Annotated in this window: 16 protein-coding genes; 13 read left to right on the top strand and 3 right to left on the bottom strand. The window is 61.4% G+C overall.

All coding sequences use genetic code 11. The features are described 5' to 3' along the window. The first annotated feature begins 28 nt into the window (after window positions 1-28). Window positions 29-499 (top strand): DUF1810 domain-containing protein, encoded by a 471-nt coding sequence (locus HV782_RS19140; protein WP_186748127.1) that lies wholly within the window; start codon window positions 29-31, stop codon window positions 497-499. Here HV782_RS19140 and HV782_RS19145 read toward each other — a convergent pair. Continuing rightward, window positions 464-2,824, bottom strand: coding sequence for a DNA polymerase II (locus HV782_RS19145; RefSeq protein ID WP_186748128.1), 2,361 nt, complete (start codon window positions 2,822-2,824; stop codon window positions 464-466). The genes HV782_RS19140 and HV782_RS19145 overlap by 36 nt on opposite strands. Before the next feature lie 178 nt (window positions 2,825-3,002). Here HV782_RS19145 and HV782_RS19150 point away from each other — a divergent pair, with 178 nt between their 5' ends. Continuing rightward, window positions 3,003-3,443, top strand: coding sequence for a CBS domain-containing protein (locus HV782_RS19150; protein ID WP_123462262.1), 441 nt, complete (start codon window positions 3,003-3,005; stop codon window positions 3,441-3,443). Window positions 3,444-3,503: 60 nt separating this feature from the next. Here HV782_RS19150 and HV782_RS19155 read toward each other — a convergent pair whose 3' ends face one another. Then, a complete protein-coding gene (locus HV782_RS19155) occupies window positions 3,504-4,127 on the bottom strand; it encodes a glutathione S-transferase N-terminal domain-containing protein (RefSeq protein WP_186748129.1) in 624 nt (207 codons plus the stop codon). Between the two features lie 1,123 nt (window positions 4,128-5,250). Between HV782_RS19155 and HV782_RS19160 the strand changes: the two genes are divergently transcribed. The 11 genes from HV782_RS19160 to HV782_RS19210 all read left to right on the top strand — a co-directional run bounded on the left by HV782_RS19160 (window position 5,251) and on the right by HV782_RS19210 (window position 17,974). After that, complete coding sequence (locus HV782_RS19160) at window positions 5,251-6,069, top strand: energy transducer TonB (RefSeq protein WP_186748130.1); 819 nt, start codon at window positions 5,251-5,253, stop codon at window positions 6,067-6,069. Between the two features lie 51 nt (window positions 6,070-6,120). Further along, window positions 6,121-6,828, top strand: a complete 708-nt coding sequence (locus HV782_RS19165; protein WP_123462257.1) for a MotA/TolQ/ExbB proton channel family protein — start codon at window positions 6,121-6,123, stop codon at window positions 6,826-6,828. Continuing rightward, window positions 6,828-7,229 (top strand): ExbD/TolR family protein, encoded by a 402-nt coding sequence (locus HV782_RS19170; protein ID WP_093433931.1) that lies wholly within the window; start codon window positions 6,828-6,830, stop codon window positions 7,227-7,229. The genes HV782_RS19165 and HV782_RS19170 overlap by 1 nt, the downstream gene beginning before the upstream one ends. Before the next feature lie 207 nt (window positions 7,230-7,436). Beyond that, window positions 7,437-10,148, top strand: coding sequence for a TonB-dependent receptor (locus tag HV782_RS19175; RefSeq protein ID WP_186748131.1), 2,712 nt, complete (start codon window positions 7,437-7,439; stop codon window positions 10,146-10,148). Between the two features lie 150 nt (window positions 10,149-10,298). Beyond that, window positions 10,299-12,164: an extracellular solute-binding protein gene (locus HV782_RS19180; RefSeq protein ID WP_186748132.1), complete on the top strand. Its 1,866-nt coding sequence runs from the start codon at window positions 10,299-10,301 to the stop codon at window positions 12,162-12,164. A 1-nt stretch (window position 12,165) separates the two neighbouring features. After that, a complete protein-coding gene (locus tag HV782_RS19185; RefSeq protein WP_123462253.1) occupies window positions 12,166-13,230 on the top strand; it encodes a microcin C ABC transporter permease YejB in 1,065 nt (354 codons plus the stop codon). Next, complete coding sequence (locus tag HV782_RS19190) at window positions 13,230-14,252, top strand: ABC transporter permease (protein ID WP_186748133.1); 1,023 nt, start codon at window positions 13,230-13,232, stop codon at window positions 14,250-14,252. Before HV782_RS19185 ends, HV782_RS19190 begins: the two co-directional genes overlap by 1 nt. Before the next feature lies 1 nt (window position 14,253). After that, window positions 14,254-15,939 carry an ABC transporter ATP-binding protein gene (locus HV782_RS19195; protein WP_186748134.1) on the top strand — a complete coding sequence of 562 codons (1,686 nt, stop codon included), beginning with the start codon at window positions 14,254-14,256 and terminating at the stop codon, window positions 15,937-15,939. 116 nt (window positions 15,940-16,055) lie between these two features. Next, window positions 16,056-16,577, top strand: a complete 522-nt coding sequence (locus HV782_RS19200; protein ID WP_123462246.1) for a DUF3455 domain-containing protein — start codon at window positions 16,056-16,058, stop codon at window positions 16,575-16,577. Window positions 16,578-16,742: 165 nt separating this feature from the next. Beyond that, on the top strand, window positions 16,743-17,276 hold the full coding sequence (locus HV782_RS19205; protein ID WP_123462244.1) for a sigma-70 family RNA polymerase sigma factor: 534 nt from the start codon (window positions 16,743-16,745) through the stop codon (window positions 17,274-17,276). Next, entirely contained in the window at window positions 17,273-17,974 is a 702-nt protein-coding gene (locus HV782_RS19210; protein ID WP_186748135.1) for an anti-sigma factor, read from the top strand. Before HV782_RS19205 ends, HV782_RS19210 begins: the two co-directional genes overlap by 4 nt. Window positions 17,975-17,981: 7 nt before the next feature. Here HV782_RS19210 and HV782_RS19215 read toward each other — a convergent pair whose 3' ends face one another. Next, entirely contained in the window at window positions 17,982-19,073 is a 1,092-nt protein-coding gene (locus HV782_RS19215; protein WP_186748136.1) for a DUF1615 domain-containing protein, read from the bottom strand. Window positions 19,074-19,351: the final 278 nt, after the last annotated feature.

Below are 19,351 nucleotides of genomic sequence, written 5' to 3' on the forward strand. Positions count from 1 at the left end.
GTCGCTGGCCGCTGGCGAGGGCTTCGTCATGAGAAGCACTGATCAGTACGACCCGTTCCACCTGCAACGTTTCGTCCAGGCCCAGGACCCGGTGTTCGAACGGGTCCAACGCGAACTCGACGAGGGCCGCAAACGCAGCCACTGGATGTGGTTTGTGTTCCCGCAGCTCGCCGGCCTGGGAGGCAGCGAGATGTCCCGACGCTTCGCCATTCAGTCCGCCGAGGAAGCACGGGCCTATCTGGCCCACGACCTGCTCGGCGCGCGGCTGCGAACCTGTACGCAGTTGGTACTGAAGGTGCATCAGCGCTCGATTGCCGAAATTTTCGGCCACCCCGATGACCTGAAATTTCACTCCTCGATGACTCTGTTTGCGCAGTTCAGCGCCGAGGACTGTCCGTTCAATCAGGCACTCGAACGCTACTTCCACGGCATCCTCGACGAATGGACCCTGCAACTGCTGGACTCAAAACAGGCCCAGTTGCCCCCCGATCAGGGTTGAGAAATCGTCGTCGACAAACGGCAGGATCGCGTCCGCCACCGGTTGCAGCTGGCGGGTGATGTAGTGGTCGTAGTCGATCGCGGCACGACGCACTTCCAACGGCTCCGGCCCGGCCAGGGTGATCACGTAACTGATCCAGCCGCCGTTTTGATACTGCCGTGGGCGACCGTGCCCGGCGTTGTATTCATCGGCCAGCCGGGCGGCGCGCACATGCGGTGGCACGTTGCGCTCGTAGTCATCGAGGGTACGCCGCAGGCGCTTGCGGTAGACCAGCCGATCATCGAACGCTCCGGCAAGGGTTTTGCGCACGTAGTCGCGCACGTAATCCTGATAGGGCTTGCGCTGGAAGATGCGCTCGTACAGTTCCTGCTGGAACTGCCGGGCCAGCAGCGACCAGTCGGTGCGCACGGTTTCCAGGCCTTTGTAGACCATTTCCTCACTGCCGTCGGCGCGGCTCACCAGGCCGGCGTAGCGCTTCTTGCTGCCCTCCTCCGCGCCCCGAATCGTCGGCATCAGGAAGCGCTTGTAATGAATTTCGTATTGCAGTTCGAGAGCACTTTCCAAGCCGTATTCATCACGCACATGGGCACGCCACCAGTCGTTGACGTGCTTGACCAGCGCGTGGCCGATGTTCGCCGCTTCTTCCTGGCCATGCGGGCGACGCAGCCAGACAAAGGTCGAATCGGTGTCGCCGTAGATCACCGCGTGGCCCTGCGCTTCAATCAGCTGGCGGGTGCGCAGCATGATTTCGTGGCCGCGCAGGGTGATCGACGACGCCAGCCGCGTATCGAAAAACCGGCAACCGCTGGAACCGAGCACGCCGTAGAAGGCGTTCATGATGATCTTCAGCGCCTGCGACAGCGGCGCATTGTGCTCTCGCTTGGCGGTCTCGCGCCCTTCGGCCACGCGCGCAACGATGGACGGCAGACAATGCCGGGTACGCGAGAAGCGGGCGCCACGGAAACCCGGCACCGAATCGGTATCGTCCGGGTGCTGCAGGCCTTCGATCAGCCCCACCGGGTCGATCAGAAAAGTACGGATGATCGACGGGTACAGGCTCTTGTAGTCGAGCACCAGCACCGACTCGTACAGCCCCGGTTGCGAATCCATGACGAAACCGCCGGGGCTGGCCTGCGGCGGGTTGGTGCCCAGATTGGGCGCGACGAAACCCTGGCGGTGCATCAGCGGCATATACAAATGGGTGAACGCCGCCACCGAGCCGCCGCTGCGATCCGCCGGCAACCCGGTAACACTGGCGCGTTCGAGCAAAAACGTCAGCAGCTCGGTCTTGGCAAAGATCCGTGTGACCAGTTCGCAGTCCTTGAGGTTGTATTTGGCCAGCGCCGGTTTGTCCTCGGCGAACATGCGGTTGATTTCGTCCATGCGCTGGTACGGATTGTCGATCGACTTGCCTTCGCCGAGCAGGGTTTGCGCGACGTTTTCCAGGCTGAACGAGGGGAAACTCCAGGTCGCCGAGCGCAGGGATTCGATGCCATCGATGATCAGCCGCCCCGCCGCCGCAGCGAAATAATGGTTGCGGCTGCCGTGTTCGCGCCATTGCATCTCTTCACCGCCACGGCCGATTTTCAGCGGCACGCCAAGACGCCGCGCGTGCTCGTGGAGAATGCGCAGATCGAACTGCACGACGTTCCAGCCGATGATTGCGTCAGGGTCGTGGCGGGCAAACCAGTCGTTGAGTTTTTTCAGGATGACGGTGCGTGAGTCGCAGTATTCAAGGTCGAAATCGACGCTGCTCGCATCACCGTTGGGCGCGCCGAGCATGTACACCTGCCGCTGGCCGCAGCCTTCGAGGGCGATGGAATACAGCTCGCCGGTTTCCGTGGTTTCGATGTCCAGCGAGACCAGGCGCAGGTTCGGCCGGTATGTCGGGTCGGGTTTGAGGTGAGCGTCGAGCAAGACGCCGTCAGCATCGGGCGTGCCACTGAACAGCACCGGCGCCGTGATGAAACGCTCCATCAGGTAGCGTTCCGGCGGGCGCACGTCAGCCTCGAACACGTCGACGCCGGCGCGGCTGAGCGCGCTTTCCAGACGCATCAACTGGCCGTGTTGCTGGCAATACAGGCCGAGGACCGGGCGATGTTCGAAATCCTGCAGAGCCAGCGGGCGCAGTTCCACGTGCTTTTCGTCGTGCAGCAGGCGCTCGGCCGCTTCGCGCTGTGCGGCAGGGATAAACGCCACCGATGTCTGCGGCGCCAACCGCACGCGACGCGGCCCGGCGTCGGTTGCCAGCCAGAATTCGACTTCGGTGCCCGCCGGGGTATCGCGCCAATGCCGGGTCAGGACGAAACCCTGCTGTAAATCCACCACTGCGACCTCAGGAATTGAAACAGAGCCGCATTCTACGCTCCGCACTTCACAACACTGAATGGGGATTTTTTCCGCATATGACGTTTTTTGCGTGCTATCTGCCGCTTTGCCACCTTGCCCTGCGCGCTTGCGTCTACGATGCTTGAATAACAACGACAACACCTGAGTAACCGCCATGAAGACCGTCGCCCAACTGCTCAAGCTCAAAGATCAGAAAAATCAGGAAGTGCATCAGATCAAGCCTGATCACATGGTGCTCGAAGCGCTGATGAAGATGGCCGAGAAAAACGTCGGCGCCCTGCTGGTGGTCGAAGACGACAAAGTGGTCGGCATCATCAGTGAACGCGATTACGCGCGCAAACTGGTGCTGCATGGACGCTCGTCGGTGGGCACACCGGTGCGCGACATCATGGTGGCGAACGTGATCACCGTGGACACCCATCAAACCGTCGACACCTGCCTGGGCATCATGTCCGACAAACGCCTGCGCCATTTGCCGGTGGTGGAGAACGGCAAGCTGATCGGCTTGCTGTCGATCGGTGACCTGGTCAAGGAAGCCATTGCCGAACAGGCCGAGCTGATCAGGCAGCTGGAGCAGTACATTCGCGGGGAATAATCCCCGAAGCCCCCTGTAGGAGTGAGCCTGCTCACTCCTGCATTTGGTTTTGCGGTGTGATCAAGAAGGCCAATGCCGGGCGAATACCGGCGCCAGCACCGGATGCCGGTCAATCCGCTGCAACCACGCATAAAACCCCGGTCGCGTCTGACGCAAATGCTCACGGCTGCCGGCCCAGCGTGTGACCACCGCCGCCAGTACATCCAGCGCGCCGGGCGTTTCGTCATCCAGGTACAACTCGGCGGAAAACTGGTCGGCAAACACCTCCCAACTCCAATGCAAACGCTCACGCGTGCCAGCCACCAGGTTCTGCCGCGAGGCTTCGTCGGGCATCAGCAGCCAGCGCTCGGGGTAGTCGATGACACCGATCGCCGCGTAGCAATTGCTGACGATGTAGACCAGGCCGCGAATCGCCTGATCACGATCCTCTGCCTGGGGCGGCAGCAAACCGGACTTGGGAAACGTCAGGCCCAGATGAATCAGGATCGCCGCGCTCTCGGTGATGACACTGCCGTCAGGCAGTTTCAAGGTCGGTATCTGCTTGAGTGGATTGAGCTGGGCCAACGCCTCGGCGGCTTCGGTGCTGGCTTCGATATCAATGAAACGGTAAGCGATCTGGCACAGTTCCAGCGCCGCTTCGATGGCGGCTGCGCCTGAGTTTCTGTGCCCGTAGAGCTGGTACATATCCAATCCCCCCCGAAAAGACCATTGCCACAGGGTAGATGGCTGTAGCGTGGGTGTAGAAAAAATCTGTCTGTGTATCGGTTTTGGCACGGTTTTCCCATGCATTCGCGACTTGCGAATTCAAACCTCGCAAAACAGCGCTGGCGGTGCCCATCCCGCACCAAGAGCAATCATCGAACGCTATCCGCGTTCTTGTAAGGTGCGATACCGAACCAAAAGTTCGTGTATCCGAGCTGGCAACAAGGAGTTCACCGCGTGAATCTTCAAACGTATTGCCGCATCACGTCCCGTTGGTATCCATTGGCGCAAAGCCGAGTTAGCCGGAACAGCTCCGGCCATCCACACGTTTACCTTATTACCTGAACCCAAGCGTCACGCACTGCGTTGGCGGCATTGATTGCGCCTGCGCCACGGCACTATTTATTTTTTAAATATAACCCATGAAGTTATTGCGCAAGCGCTACATGAATGCTCGACAGCAGGATTGTCGAACAATAACTTGAATATTTTTAATTGCACCAAAAATGCGCTCGCAACCATAACTAACAAATAATTGAAGCATACATTTCAAATCAACAAGAACAAGGAATACGGCCTGTGACCCGCTAATACATTGACCCGCACCAAATCAGTCCGCCGCGCACCATCAAGCGCCCTGGCGGACCCGAGTTCAGCTGCTCTATCTCGCTAATCGGCCTGATACTGCGCGCGGTCTGACTCGCCTGTAAAAAAGCCCCGGCATTCGGGGCCGTGGACAACCCTGCACTAAAGAAAAACGGGGCAACCGATAAAACTTATATAAATGCGACATGGGTAACAGTGGTGAAATAACCGCTCTACATTTCAGCAATATTTGGCACAGCGGTTGCAAAAAGAACTTCGAACGCAACATCTGCAGGAGCTGCCGAAGGCTCGGCAGGCCCTAGATAAAACAACACCAGGGAACGGCTAATGAACATAAAAAGTCGATGACACTAAGCCAGTAAGCCTGCACAAGCCTATTAATAGATAGTTCAACTATCGGCCTGCGCACACCTAGAAGAAAGTTACACCCACCCACTCGAACATCACCCATATGTTCGGACGGCACCTTATTGCCCTTCATCAACCCGAGGGAGCTTTAATGAACGATGCGGTAAAGCACAAAACCCTGCCGGGGCCATTACGGGAAGCGCCACTCCCGCCGGCGTTGGGCGGGCCAGCCTTTAAAGCCAACACCTCGCAACCCGGCGGGTTGAATAAACAGCAGATGCTGTTGCTGGTGGCGGTATCGGCACTGATACACGGCGGCGCCTGGTGGTTTCTCCAGCAGACCCGGCCCGAGCCACTGCCGACACCGCCGCAGATTCCGGAAATGACTGTCGAGCTGACCAGCCCGACACCACCGGCACCGCCCACCCCGGAACCACCACCGCCTCCTCCACCACCGCCGGAACCTGAACAACCGGTGGAAGACGAAGACGCGGTCAAGCCACCGCCGAAACCGGTGGAGAAACCCAAGCCGATCGAAAAACCGAAACCGGTCGAGAAGCCGAAACCGCTGAAAAAAGTCGAGCCGCCGAAAGCGCCCCCCGCCCCGGCACAACCGGCCGCTCCCGCAGCACCGGCGACCCCGAGCGCGCCACCAGCACCTGCCGCCGCGCTCGCGCCGGTGAAAGAGTCGGCGGCGATTTCCGGCCTCGCCAGCCTCGGCAACCCGCCGCCGGAATACCCGTCGCTGGCGCTGCGGCGCAATTGGGAGGGCAGCGTGGTGTTGCGCATTCAGGTACTGGCCAATGGACGCGCCGGCTCGGTGACGGTGACCAAGTCCAGCGGCAAGCCGCAACTGGATGACGCGGCCGTCGCGGCGGTGAAGAACTGGAAGTTTATTCCGGCCAAACGCGGTGACACGCCGATCGACGGCTTCGCCACCCAGACCATTGATTTCAAATTGCCGCAATAACGGCACAACCCGACGAACTCACAACCGACTTAATGCAAGCGAGGTGTAGCCATGAACCCTTCTCTGTCTTCGATGATTGTCCCCGGTGTGCTCTGGGGGCTGGTGCTGTTTTCCGTGGTCAGCTGGGCGATCCTGCTGGTCAAGTCGGCGCAATACCTGCGCCAGAAAGCCCAGAACAAACAGTTCAGCAAAGCCTTCTGGGGCGCGCCGGACCTGCTCACCGCCGCCGAGCACGCCAGCCAGTACCCGGGCTCGCTGGCGCGCATCGCCAGCAGCGGTTTCGAAGCCCTGCTGGTGGAGGATTCGCCGCGCACCACCCAGCAATTGGCGCACACCATCAATCGCTCGGATCGCCTGGAACGCAACCTGCGCCAGCAGATCCAGAAGGAACGCCGCTCGCTGGAAAACGGTCAGGCGATCCTCGCCAGTATCGGCAGCACCGCGCCGTTCATTGGGTTGTTCGGCACCGTGTGGGGCATCATGGAAGCCCTGCAAAGCATCGGCGAAACCGGTTCGGCCAGCCTTGAAGCGGTCGCCGGCCCGATCGGTCACGCACTGATCGCCACCGGCGTCGGCATCGCCGTCGCGGTGCCGGCGGTGCTGATTTACAACTTCTTCCTGCGTCGCCTCAAGCTCGCCTCGGCGGACATGGACGACTTCGCCCACGACTTCGACGCCCTCGCCTCGCGCAGCGCGTTTTCCATCAGCCGCCAGGCCATCGCCAGCAAAACCACAGCCGCCGTGCGGGAGGCCAGCTGATGTCCTTTTCCACTCAAGACAGCGATGAAGTGCTCAGCGAAATGAACGTCACGCCGCTGGTGGACGTGATGCTCGTGCTGCTGGTGGTGTTCATCGTCACCGCACCGCTGATGACCAACGCGATCAAAGTCAACTTGCCGAAAACCGACGCCGTCGCCCCCGCCGAAAAGAAGGATCCGGTAGTGGTCAGCGTCGATCAGGACGGCAAGTTCTATCTGGCCAAGACTGAACTGGCTCCGGAATCACTGGAGGCCAGCCTCAAGGAGGTCAAGGCCAAGGACAGCGAAGTCCGCGTGCAGCTGCAGGCCGACTCCGCCGTCAATTACGGCCAGGTGGCCAAGGCCATGGCGTCGATCGAACGCTCGGGCATTACCAAAATATCGGTGATGACCACCCACTGAGTGCGGTGTCGGGCGCGCGTCAAAAAACGCGCCCGACACCGCGGACCGCCTCCCGTCGCAATCAGCCGACCGAAAAACGCAAAGCGTCTTCGGAGGGGATCGGCTTGCTTGAAGAAAGTGGTTTTCCGCACGCGGTATCACCGAAAGCGGAGCAATGAGGGGCTCACAAGGCCAATTCGATAACGTCTAACAAAGTCGGAAACAACCATGCTGATGAACACTCCACGCTTCACGCTCAAACCTTTGGTGGCAACGATTTCTCGTCACCGTTTTGTTCCGTTGTACCTGGTGGCCATGGGGATGGGCGCCGGCACCGTGCAAGCCGCCGAGGACGACAATGCTGCCGTACCGGCTGCGGCGACGGTGGCTGCGCCGACCACGCAACTGCAACGGGTGGAAGTGACCGGTTCGGCGATTCGCCGGGTCGATGCCGAGACGGCGGTGCCGATCACCATTCTCAAGGCCGATGAACTGCGCAAACAAGGCGTGACCACCACCGCCGAACTGGTGCAGCGCATCACCGGCAGCCAGTCGATCAACAACAGCGCCGGCTCGGTGGGCGCGGCCACCGGCGGCGCGTCGTTTGCCGACATGCGCGGCATCGGCGCGAACAAGACGCTGGTGCTGCTCAACGGTCGACGCCTGGCCAACAACGCCTTGTCCGGCACCAACTCGGCCGGCGGCGCGGTGGATCTGAACATGATCCCGTTTGCCGCCATCGAACGCGTGGAAGTCCTGCGCGACGGCGCGTCAGCCCTGTACGGCACCGACGCCATCGGCGGCGTGATCAACTTCATCACCAAGAAATCCATGACCGACGGCCAGTTGACCCTCGGCGGCGAAACCCCGACCCACAGCGGCGGTGGCGCTACCAAAGACATGAGCGCCAGTTGGGGTTACGGCGATCTGGAGCAGGACCGCTTCAACGTGCTCGGCGTGTTCAACTACAACAAGCAGCAGAACCTCGACGCCAACGACCGCTCCTTTGCCCGCGACTACGTGCCCGGCCGCGGCCTGGACCAGACCTCCGGCACCGCATTCCCCGGCAACTACAGCCAGAACGGCAACGCCACCAACCCACTGGCCAACAGCAATTGCAACGGTCCCAACCTGGTGGCCCGCGACGGTTTGTGCCGCTTCAGCACCCGCGAATACATCGACCTGATTCCGCAAACTGAAAAGACTTCGTTCTTCGGCAAGACCACCGGCAAGCTGGCGGACGACCACAACGTCAACCTCGAATACTTCTGGTCGCGCAACAACAACGCCACGGCGGTCGGCCCGGCTCCGCTCACCGGCCTGAGCCTGGATGCCTCATCGCCCTACTACCCCGGCAACGGCATCACCCCGGCGCCCACCGGTTTCGCCCTCGACCCGACGCAACCGGTGGACGTCAACTGGCGCGAAACCGCCGCCGGTCCCCGCGAATCGAAAGACCAGAACACCAGCCAGCGCTTCTTGCTCAGCTTCGACGGTCTGGTCGGCGGCTGGGATTACAATGTCGGCGCCTCGTACAACCAGAACAAAATCGTCTCCAGCGTCACCAGCGGTTATGTCAGCGACCAGGCGATGATCAATGGTCTGGCCAGCGGCCTGCTCAACCCGTTCGGCCCGCAATCCGCTGCCGGCCAGCAGTACATCGACGCGGCGGCGTACCACGGCGCCTACACCACGGCTGTCGGCCGCGTGGCCGGGTTCGACGGCCGGATCAGCCGCGAAATCGGTGACTGGTTCGGCGCCGGTCCTTCCGGCCTGGCGCTGGGTGGCGAGTACCGCAAAGAGAAATTCCACCAGGACTTCGAGCAGTTTGCCGGCGATATCCAGAGCCTTGGCATCGACCCGAACGGCAGCGTCGAAGGCGACCGCAGCGTGAAAGCCGCGTACGCCGAAATCAACGTGCCGGTGCTCGATAGCCTCGAACTGTCCGCCGCCGTGCGTCACGACAAATACAGCGACTTCGGCAGCACCACCAACCCGAAATACTCGTTCCGTTACCAGCCGTTGAAAGAGCTGGTGGTACGTGGTGCCTACAGCGAAGGTTTCCGTGCGCCGTCGCTGTACGAGCTCTATTCACCGCGCAGCATCACCTTCACCCAGGGCTACTACAACGACCCGGTGCTGTGTACCGGCGGCGTAGTGCAACCAGGCGGCAACGGCGGGCGCGATTGCGGTCAGCAGTTCCTCAACCAGATCGGCGGCAATGAGGATCTGGCGCCGGAGAAAGCCCGCAACGTCACCCTGGGCTTCGTTTATCAACCGGTGAACAACCTGTCGGTGGGCCTGGATTTCTGGTGGATTCACATTTCCAACCAGATCCAGCCGTTCCCGGAATCCACCGTGTTTGATCAGGCCGGTGCCTATCAGGACCGCTTCGTGCGCAATGCCGACGGCACGCTCAACTACATCGTCACTGGCAACGCCAACCTCGGCATCGTCGAAACCAACGGGGTCGACGTGTCGCTGGACTATCGCTTCCCGAACACGCCGTACGGCCAGTTCGGCCTGGGCCTGCAAGGCACCTATGTTGACGAGTACGACTTCCAGAGCACCATCAAAGGCCCGTTCACCGACAAGGTCGGCGACTTCCAGGGTGACGGCGTGATTGCCCGCTGGAAACACAACCTCACCGGCAGCTGGACCTTCGGCGCGGCGCGGGCGTCGCTGACCAACCGCTTCACCACCGGCTACAACGACTACGACCGTGAAACCCATGCACGCGTGGCGTCGTATTCGGTGTGGGACCTGTCGGCCGGCTACACCTTCGACAAGGTGCTGGACGTCGATGCCGGGCTGAAGAACATGTTCGACCGCAACCCGCCGTTCACCAACCAGGCCTACAACTTCCAGAGCGGCTATGACCCGCGCTACACCGATCCGCTGGGCCGTACCTTGTTTGCGCGCATGACTTACCACTTCTAAAGAACGAGCACCATAAAACCCTGTGGGAGCTGGCTTGCCAGCGATGGCGGTGTGTCAGTGAAGTAGATGGCGACTGACACGACGCCATCGCTGGCAAGCCAGCTCCCACAAGGGCTCCGTGACCATTCAGTGATTTTGGGGAGTGACTTCATGAGACTCATGCGCAACATGGCTGGCCTGCTGCTCGGCAGTGCGCTGCTATGCACCGGCACTTCGGCGCTGGCCGGCGGCAGTTATGCGCTGACGGTTTACGGCGAAGCGCCGAAGTATCCGGCGAATTTCGAGCATTTCGACTTCGTCGATCCCAAGGCGCCCAAGGGCGGTTCGCTGAGCCGGGCGTCGATGGAAATCGGTCAATACAACTACATCACCCCGTATGCCGATCAGGGCATTTCCGTGGTGCAGGTCAACGACTGGGTGTATGCGCCGCTGGCGTTCCGTTCGCTGGACGAGCCCTACACCGTTTACGGACTGGTCGCGCAACAAATGGAACGCGATCCCGAGGGACTCTGGGTACGCTTCACCCTCAATCCAAAGGCACGCTTCGCCGACGGCACGCCGATCACCGCCGAGGACGTGCGCTACACCTTCAACCTGCTGATGACCAAGGGCAGCCTCAGCTATCGCCAGCAATACGCCGACGTGCAGGACGTGCTGATCGAAGGCCCGCGGCAGGTGCGCTTCACTTTCAAGAACAATCTCAACCGCACGTTGGCACTGGACCTGGCGACGATGCGCGTGCTGCCCGAACACTGGTGGCAAACCCGCGACTTTGCCAATGGCGGCGGTTTCGAGCCGCCGCTGGGCAGCGGCCCGTACCGCGTGAGCAAGGTCGATGCCGGGCGCAGCATCAGTTTCGAACGCGATCCGGACTGGTGGGGCAAAGACCTGCCGGTCAGTCGCGGCATGTACAACTTCGACACCCTGACGGTGAATTTTTACGGCGACACTGACGTCGCCCGTCAGTTGTTGCAGGCCGGCGCCTTCGACTACAACCGCGAATTCTCCTCGTCCGGTTATGTGGTCGGCTATGACAGCCCGGCATTGCGTGACGGTCGCTTGCAGCAGTCGATCCTTGCCCCGGACAAACCGACGGCGGCGCAGGGCTTCGTGTTCAACCTGCAAAACCCGATTTTCCAGGATCGTCGCGTGCGTCAGGCCATCAGCCTGCTGTGGGATTTCGAGTGGACTAACAAGCAGATGATGCGCGGCTTCTACGTGCGCCAGAACAGCTTCTGGCCAAAGAGTGAAATGGCCGCCACCGCGCTACCTGATGCCGACGAGTTGAAGATCCTCGAACCGCTGCGCGGGCAAATCCCCGACGAGGTCTTCACCGCGGTGTATCAGGCACCGAAAACCGATGGCAGCGGCTACATCCGCGACAAGCAACTGCAAGCGTTGAAACTGCTCGCCGAGGCCGGCTGGACACCGCAACACAATCGGCTGGTCAACGCTGCCGGCGAGCCTTTGGAATTCACGTTTCTCGACGGTCAGGGTGGCTTCGACCGCATGCTGCTGCCGTTCAAGCGCACCCTCGCGCAGATCGGCATCTCCCTGAATTTGCGCCGGATCGACTCAGCGCAATACATCAACCGCCTCAACGCCCGGGACTACGACATGATCGTCGCCGCTTTCCCGCGCAGCGGCGATCCGATCGTCTCTCCCGGCCGTGAGTTGTACAACCTGTACGCCTCGCAAAGTGCCACACAGGTCGGCAGTTCCAACTCAATGGTGCTGGCCAACCCGGCGGTCGATCAACTGATCGACGGGCTGGTCCAGGCCAACACTCGCGAAGCCATGGTGCATTACGCCCGCGCCCTCGACCGGGTGCTGCAATGGGGTTACTACATGATTCCCAACTACTACTCCAAAGGCACGCCGACGGTGTATCAGAACCGTTTCGGCATGCCGTCTGTGCAACCGGCATACGACGAAGGCCTCAACACCTGGTGGGAGGTCTCGGCCAAGCCGTTGACCACGCAACAGATGCACACCCGGCTCGCGGGGGGTCAGTGACATGCTGCGTTATCTGAGTAGGCGTTTGCTGCTGATCATCCCCACGCTGCTGTGCATTCTGGTGGTCAATTTCCTCATCGTGCAGGCCGCACCGGGTGGCCCGGTGGAACAAGCCATTGCGCGCCTGCAAGGCTTCGGCGGACACAGCATGGGCGGCGGAGGCGAAGTGGCCGCGACGGGCGGTGCCGGACGCAGCAGCCGTGGCCTCGACCCGGCGCTGATCGAAGAAATCAAACACCACTACGGCTTCGACAAACCGATGCACGAACGCCTGTGGCTGATGCTGAAAAACTACGCGCAACTGGATCTGGGCAGCAGTTTCTTTCGTGGCGCCAAGGTCACCGACCTGATCGCGCAGAAGTTGCCGGTGTCGCTGTCGCTGGGCTTGTGGGCAACGTTGATCACCTACCTGATTTCGATCCCGCTGGGCATTCGCAAAGCAATCACCAACGGCAGCGCCTTCGATGTCTGGAGCAGCACGGCGATCATCATCGGCTACGCGATGCCGGCGTTTCTGTTCGCGATTCTGTTGATCGTGGTGTTTGCCGGTGGCAGTTACGTCAACTGGTTTCCGGTGCAGGGCCTGGTCTCGGACAACTTCGACAGCCTCAGCCCCCTCGGCAAAGTCGGCGATTACCTCTGGCATCTGGTATTGCCGGTGACGGCGCTGGTGATCGGCGGCTTCGCCACGCTGACCATCCTGACCAAAAACAGCTTCCTCAACGAAATCAGCCGCCAGTACGTGATCACTGCGCGGGCCAAGGGTTTGACCGAGCGCCGCGTGCTTTACGGCCATGTGTTTCGCAACGCGATGCTGCTGGTGGTGGCCGGTGTGCCGTCGGCGTTGATCGAGGTGTTTTTCGCCGGCTCCTTGCTGATCGAAACCATTTTCAACCTCGATGGCCTCGGGCGCATGAGCTACGAAGCGGCGGTGTCGCGTGATTATCCGGTGGTGTTCGGCGCGCTGTTTCTGTTCACCCTGTTCGGTCTGCTGATCAAGCTGATCGGCGACCTCTGCTACACCCTGCTCGACCCGCGCATCGACTTCTCGGCGAGGACTGCCTGATGTTCACACTTTCCCCTCTGGGCCAGCGCCGCATTGCGCAATTCAAGGCCAACCGGCGTGGACGCTGGTCGCTGTGGCTGTTTATCGGCCTGTGCCTGGTCTGCCTCGGCGGTGAGCTGATTGCCAATGACAAACCCTTGGTGATCCGCTATCACGACGCCTTCTATTTCCCTATTCTCAGCGATTACCTGGAAACCGATTTCGGCGGCGAACTGCCGTTCCAGCCGGATTACGCCAGCGCCTACGTACACCGGCTGATCGAGGATCAGGGCGGCTGGATGCTGTTCCCGCCGATTCCGTTCAGCTACGACACGGTCAACTACGACCTCGACGAGCCGGCACCGAGCCCGCCCTCGGCGAGCAACTGGCTGGGCACCGACGATCAGGCACGGGACGTCCTGGCGCGGGTGATTTTCGGCACACGGATTTCGATTCTGTTTGCGCTGATCCTCACCGGCATCAGTGCGCTGGTGGGCATCGTCGCCGGGGCATTGCAGGGTTATTACGGCGGTTGGGTCGACTTGCTCGGGCAGCGGCTATTGGAGATATGGTCGGGGCTACCGGTGCTGTATCTGTTGATCATCCTGTCCGGTTTCGTCTCGCCGAGTTTCTGGTGGTTGCTGGGGATCATGGCGCTGTTTTCCTGGCTGGCACTGGTGGATGTAGTGCGGGCCGAATTCCTTCGCGGGCGCAATCTGGAATACGTCAAAGCCGCGCGGGCCTTGGGCCTGACTGACACCGCACTGATGTGCCGGCACATTCTGCCCAACGCGATGACCTCCACCCTCACCTACCTGCCGTTCATTCTCACCGGCGCCATCGCCACCCTGACCGCACTGGATTTTCTCGGCTTCGGCATGCCGGCGGGCAGCGCATCGCTGGGCGAACTGATCGGCCAGGCCAAGCGCAATCTGCAAGCGCCATGGCTGGGGCTGACGGCGTTTTTCGCGCTGGCGCTGATTCTTTCGTTGCTGGTGTTTATCGGTGAGGCCTGCCGTGACGCATTCGATCCCCGGAGCTGACATGAACGACAACCTGATTGAAATCCGCGACCTGCGCGTCGCCTTCGCCGGGCAGCAAGTGGTGCATGGTGTGAACCTCGATATTCGCCGTGGCGAATGCCTGGCACTGGTCGGCGAATCCGGCTCGGGCAAGTCGGTGACGGCGCATTCGATCCTGCGCTTGTTGCCGGGCAAAAGCGTCAGCAGCAGCGGCTCGATCCGCTACCACGGCATGGACTTGTTGCAGGCCAGCGAGCAACAGATGCGCGGTTTGCGCGGCAACCGGATCGCGATGATTTTCCAGGAGCCGATGACTTCGCTGAACCCGCTGCACACCGTGGAAAAGCAGGTCAGCGAAGTGTTGGAAATTCACAAAGGCCTCAAGGGCCGCGCCGCTCGCGCACGAACGCTGGAGCTGCTGGAACTGGTCGGTATTCGCCAGCCCCTGCAGCGCTTGAAAGCCTATCCGCATCAGCTCTCCGGCGGCCAGCGGCAACGGGTGATGATCGCCATGGCGCTGGCCAACGAGCCGCAGTTGTTGATCGCCGATGAACCGACCACGGCGCTCGACGTGACCGTGCAGCAGAAGATTCTCGAATTGCTGATCGAGCTGCAGCAGCGCCTTGGCATGTCGCTGTTGCTGATCAGCCACGACCTCAATCTGGTGCGGCGCATCGCTCAGCGGGTGTGCGTGATGCGCCATGGCGAGATCGTCGAACAGGCCGATTGCGCAGCGCTGTTTCGGGCGCCGCAGCATCCTTACAGTCGTTTGTTGATCGAGGCTGAACCCAGCGGTGCGCCGGTGCCGAGTGAGTACGATCACAACTTGCTTGAGGTCGACGATCTGAAGGTCTGGTTCCCGTTGCCCAAAGGGTTTTTCAGTCGCCAGCAGGATTACATCAAAGCCGTGGATGGTGTGAGTTTCACCCTGCAACGCGGCAAGACCCTGGGCATTGTCGGTGAGTCGGGTTCCGGCAAGTCAACGCTGGGTCAGGCGATCCTGCGCCTGGTGGAATCGGAGGGCAGTATCCGTTTCGGCAACAAACAGCTGAGCCTGCTCAATCAACGCTTGATGCGACCGTTGCGGCGGCAGATTCAAGTGGTGTTCCAGGATCCGTTCGGCAGCCTCAGCCCTCGGATGTCGGTGCAGCAGATCATTGCCGAAGGCCTGCTGACCCACGGTATCGGCACTGCGGCCGAGCGCGAAGCGGCGGTGATTCGCGTGCTCGAGGAGGTCGGCCTCGACCCGCAAAGCCGCCATCGTTACCCCCACGAGTTTTCCGGTGGCCAGCGCCAGCGCATTTCCATCGCGCGCGCCTTGGTGCTGGAGCCGGCGCTGATTCTGCTCGATGAACCGACCTCGGCACTGGATCGCACGGTGCAGAAGCAGGTGGTGGAATTATTGCGGCAATTGCAGATCAGGCATGGTCTGACCTATCTGTTCATCAGCCATGACCTGGCAGTGGTGCACGCACTGGCCCATGACTTGATCGTGATCAAGGACGGCAAGGTGGTCGAGCAAGGATCGTCGCGGGAGATCTTCGCCGCGCCACAACATCCTTACACCCAGGAGTTGCTGAACGCCTCCGGCCTCAAACCCAATAAGGAACCCTGTGGGGGCTGGCTTGCCAGCGATTGCGGTGTATCAGAGAAAACGATGTTGGCTGACACGACACCATCGCTGGCAAGCCAGCTCCCACAGGCATAGAGGTGATCCAGAAAAATATTTTTTCAGCCACTGCATCCAAACGTCTCCGCCACGGGTAGTCCCTGTAACAGCCACTGATGGCTGCCAGCGATCTACCCTTTTCGGAGAACACACTGATGAACACCACGCAGCTGATTTGCTTCACCGGTTTGCTCGCAGCCTCCGCCGGCGCTTTCGCCCAAAGCGGCCTGCCAGACAGCATCAAAGTCCCGGATGGCCACAAAGTCGCGCTGGAAACCACCGGCGTCGGCGAGATCACCTACGAATGCCGTGACAAGCCCAATGCCGCCGGGCAGACCGAGTGGACCTTTGTCGGCCCCAAAGCGGTGCTCAATGATCGCAGCGGCAAGCAAGTCGGCACCTACTTCGGCCCACCCGCCACCTGGCAGGCCAAGGACGGTTCGAAAGTCACCGGCACGCAATTGGCCGTGGCGCCGTCGAGTCCGGGCAACCTGCCTTATCAACTGGTCAAGGCCAATCCGGCCGAGGGCAAAGGCGCGATGAGCGGCGTCAGCTACATCCAGCGGGTCGCGCTCAAGGGTGGCGTGGCGCCGGGCAGTGAATGCACGGCGGCGAACAAGGGCAAGCAGGAAGTGGTGAAATATCAGGCGGATTACATCTTCTGGGCGGCGAACTGATTTCCTGACTCATCGCAAATCCCCTGTAGGAGTGAGCTTGCTCGCGACAGCGGAGTGTCAGCCAACACAGGCTTCACTGACGCACCGCTGTCGCGAGCAGGCTCTCTCCTGCAAAGGGAATGGAGTTGTGTGGATGTTTGCGGAATGTGAGCTAGATTGCACGACATGCCTTTAGCCGAATCCGTTTTCGATTACGAAGCCCGCCTCGCTGCCTGTGCCCGAGGCGAGCGCCTGGCCCTGCACGATTTGTATGTGCAGGAAGGCCCACGCCTGCTCGGTGTGGCCAAACGGCTGGTGCGCGACACGGCGCTGGCGGAGGACATTGTTCATGAGGCATTCATCAAGATCTGGAACGGCGCGGCGGGATTTGATCCGGCGCGTGGTTCGGCACGTGGCTGGATGTTCAGCGTGACCCGGCATCTGGCGCTGAATCTGTTACGTGATCAGGGCCGGGAAACGCCCTTTGACGAAGCTCACGAAGTGGCTGTGGATGAGGACGGTTTTGACGCCCACGCGCATTCGGCGCGCATCCACCGCTGTCTGGAACAACTGGAACCACAACGGCGCAGTTGCATCCTGCATGCCTACGTCGACGGCTACAGCCACGCGCAGATCGCCACCCGTCTCGACACGCCACTGGGCACCGTCAAAGCCTGGATCAAACGCAGCCTCAATGCGTTGCGGGAGTGCATGGGATGACCACTGAATCGGCGCGGCAACTTGATGAACTGGCCAGCGAATACGTGCTCGGCACCCTGTCAGCGCCGGAGCGCGAAGCGGTGCAACAGCGCTTGCGCAACGAGCCCGAACTGCAAGCCGCGGTGGATGCCTGGGAGCGGCGATTGCTGGACCTGACGGACCTGGCCGGAACGCATCCGCCCTCGCCGCAATTGTGGCCACGCATCGAACGCAGTGTCGAGCGACTCTCGCGCAAGGCACCTGAGCCTGCGCGTCCTTCGTGGTGGAATCTGCTGCCGTTGTGGCGGAGTCTGAGCGCCGCCGGGCTGGCCGCGACGCTGATCCTGGGGACGTTGTTGGTGACCCAGACCGCGCCGAAACCAAGCTATCTGGTGGTACTGGTGGCCCCGCAGGACAAGGCGCCAGGCTGGGTGATCCAGGCGAACAATGCACGGGAGATCCAGTTGATTCCGCTGGGAGTGGTCGAAGTGCCGGCGGACAAGGCGCTGGAGTTCTGGACCAAAGCTGACGGCTGGCAAGGGCCGGTGTCGCTGGGACTGGTCAAACCGGGGCAGGCATTGAAGGTGCCGCTGGACAAACTGCCGCCGCTGCAACCGAACCAGCTGTTCGAACTCACCCTCGAAGGCGCCAACGGCTCGCCGATCGGCAAACCGACCGGACCGATTCAGGCCATCGGCAGAGCCGTCAAAGTGCTTTGAGCACGCATCAACCGGCCTTGGCCATGCAGCGTTTGTAGCGCTCATCCACACGTTTGGCGAACCACGCGGTGGTCAGTTTGCGGGTGATTTTCGGGCTCTGCAGCACGATCCCCGGCAGCACGGCGCGCGGCAGGGTTTTGCCCTCGGCCTTGTCCGCCAGCTCAAACACCCGTTGATAGAGCTTCGTCTCCTCGAATTCCAGGGTCTTGCCTTTCTCCAGTTGATCGCGAATCGTCGGATTGCGCATGCCCAGCGACTTGCCGAGGCTGCGCACCGCCAGCTCGGTGCTGCCGGGCAGGATCGAGTCATAGCGGATCAGGTCGCCATCCAGCGCCAAGGGAATGCCCGAGGCACGGCTGACCGCGTTCTGGAACGCCGCATTACGGCTGGCGTACCACCCGGCATTGAAGTCGGCAAAGCGGTACAACGGCTCGCGGTAACTCACCGGATAGCCGAGCAAATGCGCGATGCCGAAGTACATGCCGCCACGGCGGGTGAACACTTCGTGGCGGATCGTGCCGCTGACCGGGTACGGGTAGTCCCTGGCATGCTGCTCGGCGAATTCGATGCTGACCTGCATCGGCCCGGCGGTGTGCACCGGGTTGAAGCCACCGAACAAGGTGCGCCCCATCGGTACCATGCCGATGAAGTCGTCGAACACCGCACTCAAGTCTTTCTCGCTGCGCGCCGCGTTCAGGCGTTCGCTGTAGGTCTTGCCGGTGGGCGAACGCACCGCCAGCGCGGCGCTGACCAGCATTCCGGGGATGTGCGCCTTGCCGGCGCGGCGGTCGATCTCGTCACGGGCGATCTTGCCCAGGCCCGGCACCGTCGGGTCAACCTGAAAGGTCGATTCCTGCTCGGCCACTGCCAGCACCGAACACAGGTTTTGCGTGGTCGGACTGATGTTCTGCGCGGCGAACGCGGCATAAATATCGGTGGCCCAGCCCTGGCGGTCAGGCACTTTTGCCGGCATCAGCCGCACGATTTCGGCCTTCACTTCGGCGGGCGCACGCGGGGCAGGTTCACTGCTGCGCTGGCCCGCGCAACCGGCGAGCACCAGCAGTGCAGTGAGAGAGATCAGTAATCGAGGGCTGTACATAGTGCTCCTTGGCGTGCGTTGAGCCGGTTCACCATACGATCAAAGGTGTGGCGCAGGCTAGGACTGCCGCAACGAAACACTGTTCCCGTGAATATCGCGATCTTTGTAGCGAGGGCGCTTGCCGCCGTCGGGTCGCGAAGCGGCCCTGCTTCTCTGATAGAAGCGCACTGCCGCGCAGTCCAGCGCCCTCGCCACACAATCCCGGCAAAAATGCAAAGGCCCGGCAGCGCCACCGCTGCGGGGCCTTCTCCGTCTGGCTGAGAAACTGGCCGCGCCGC

It is taken from the genome of Pseudomonas monsensis, from assembly GCF_014268495.2.
Classification (GTDB): Bacteria; Pseudomonadota; Gammaproteobacteria; order Pseudomonadales; family Pseudomonadaceae; genus Aquipseudomonas; species Aquipseudomonas monsensis.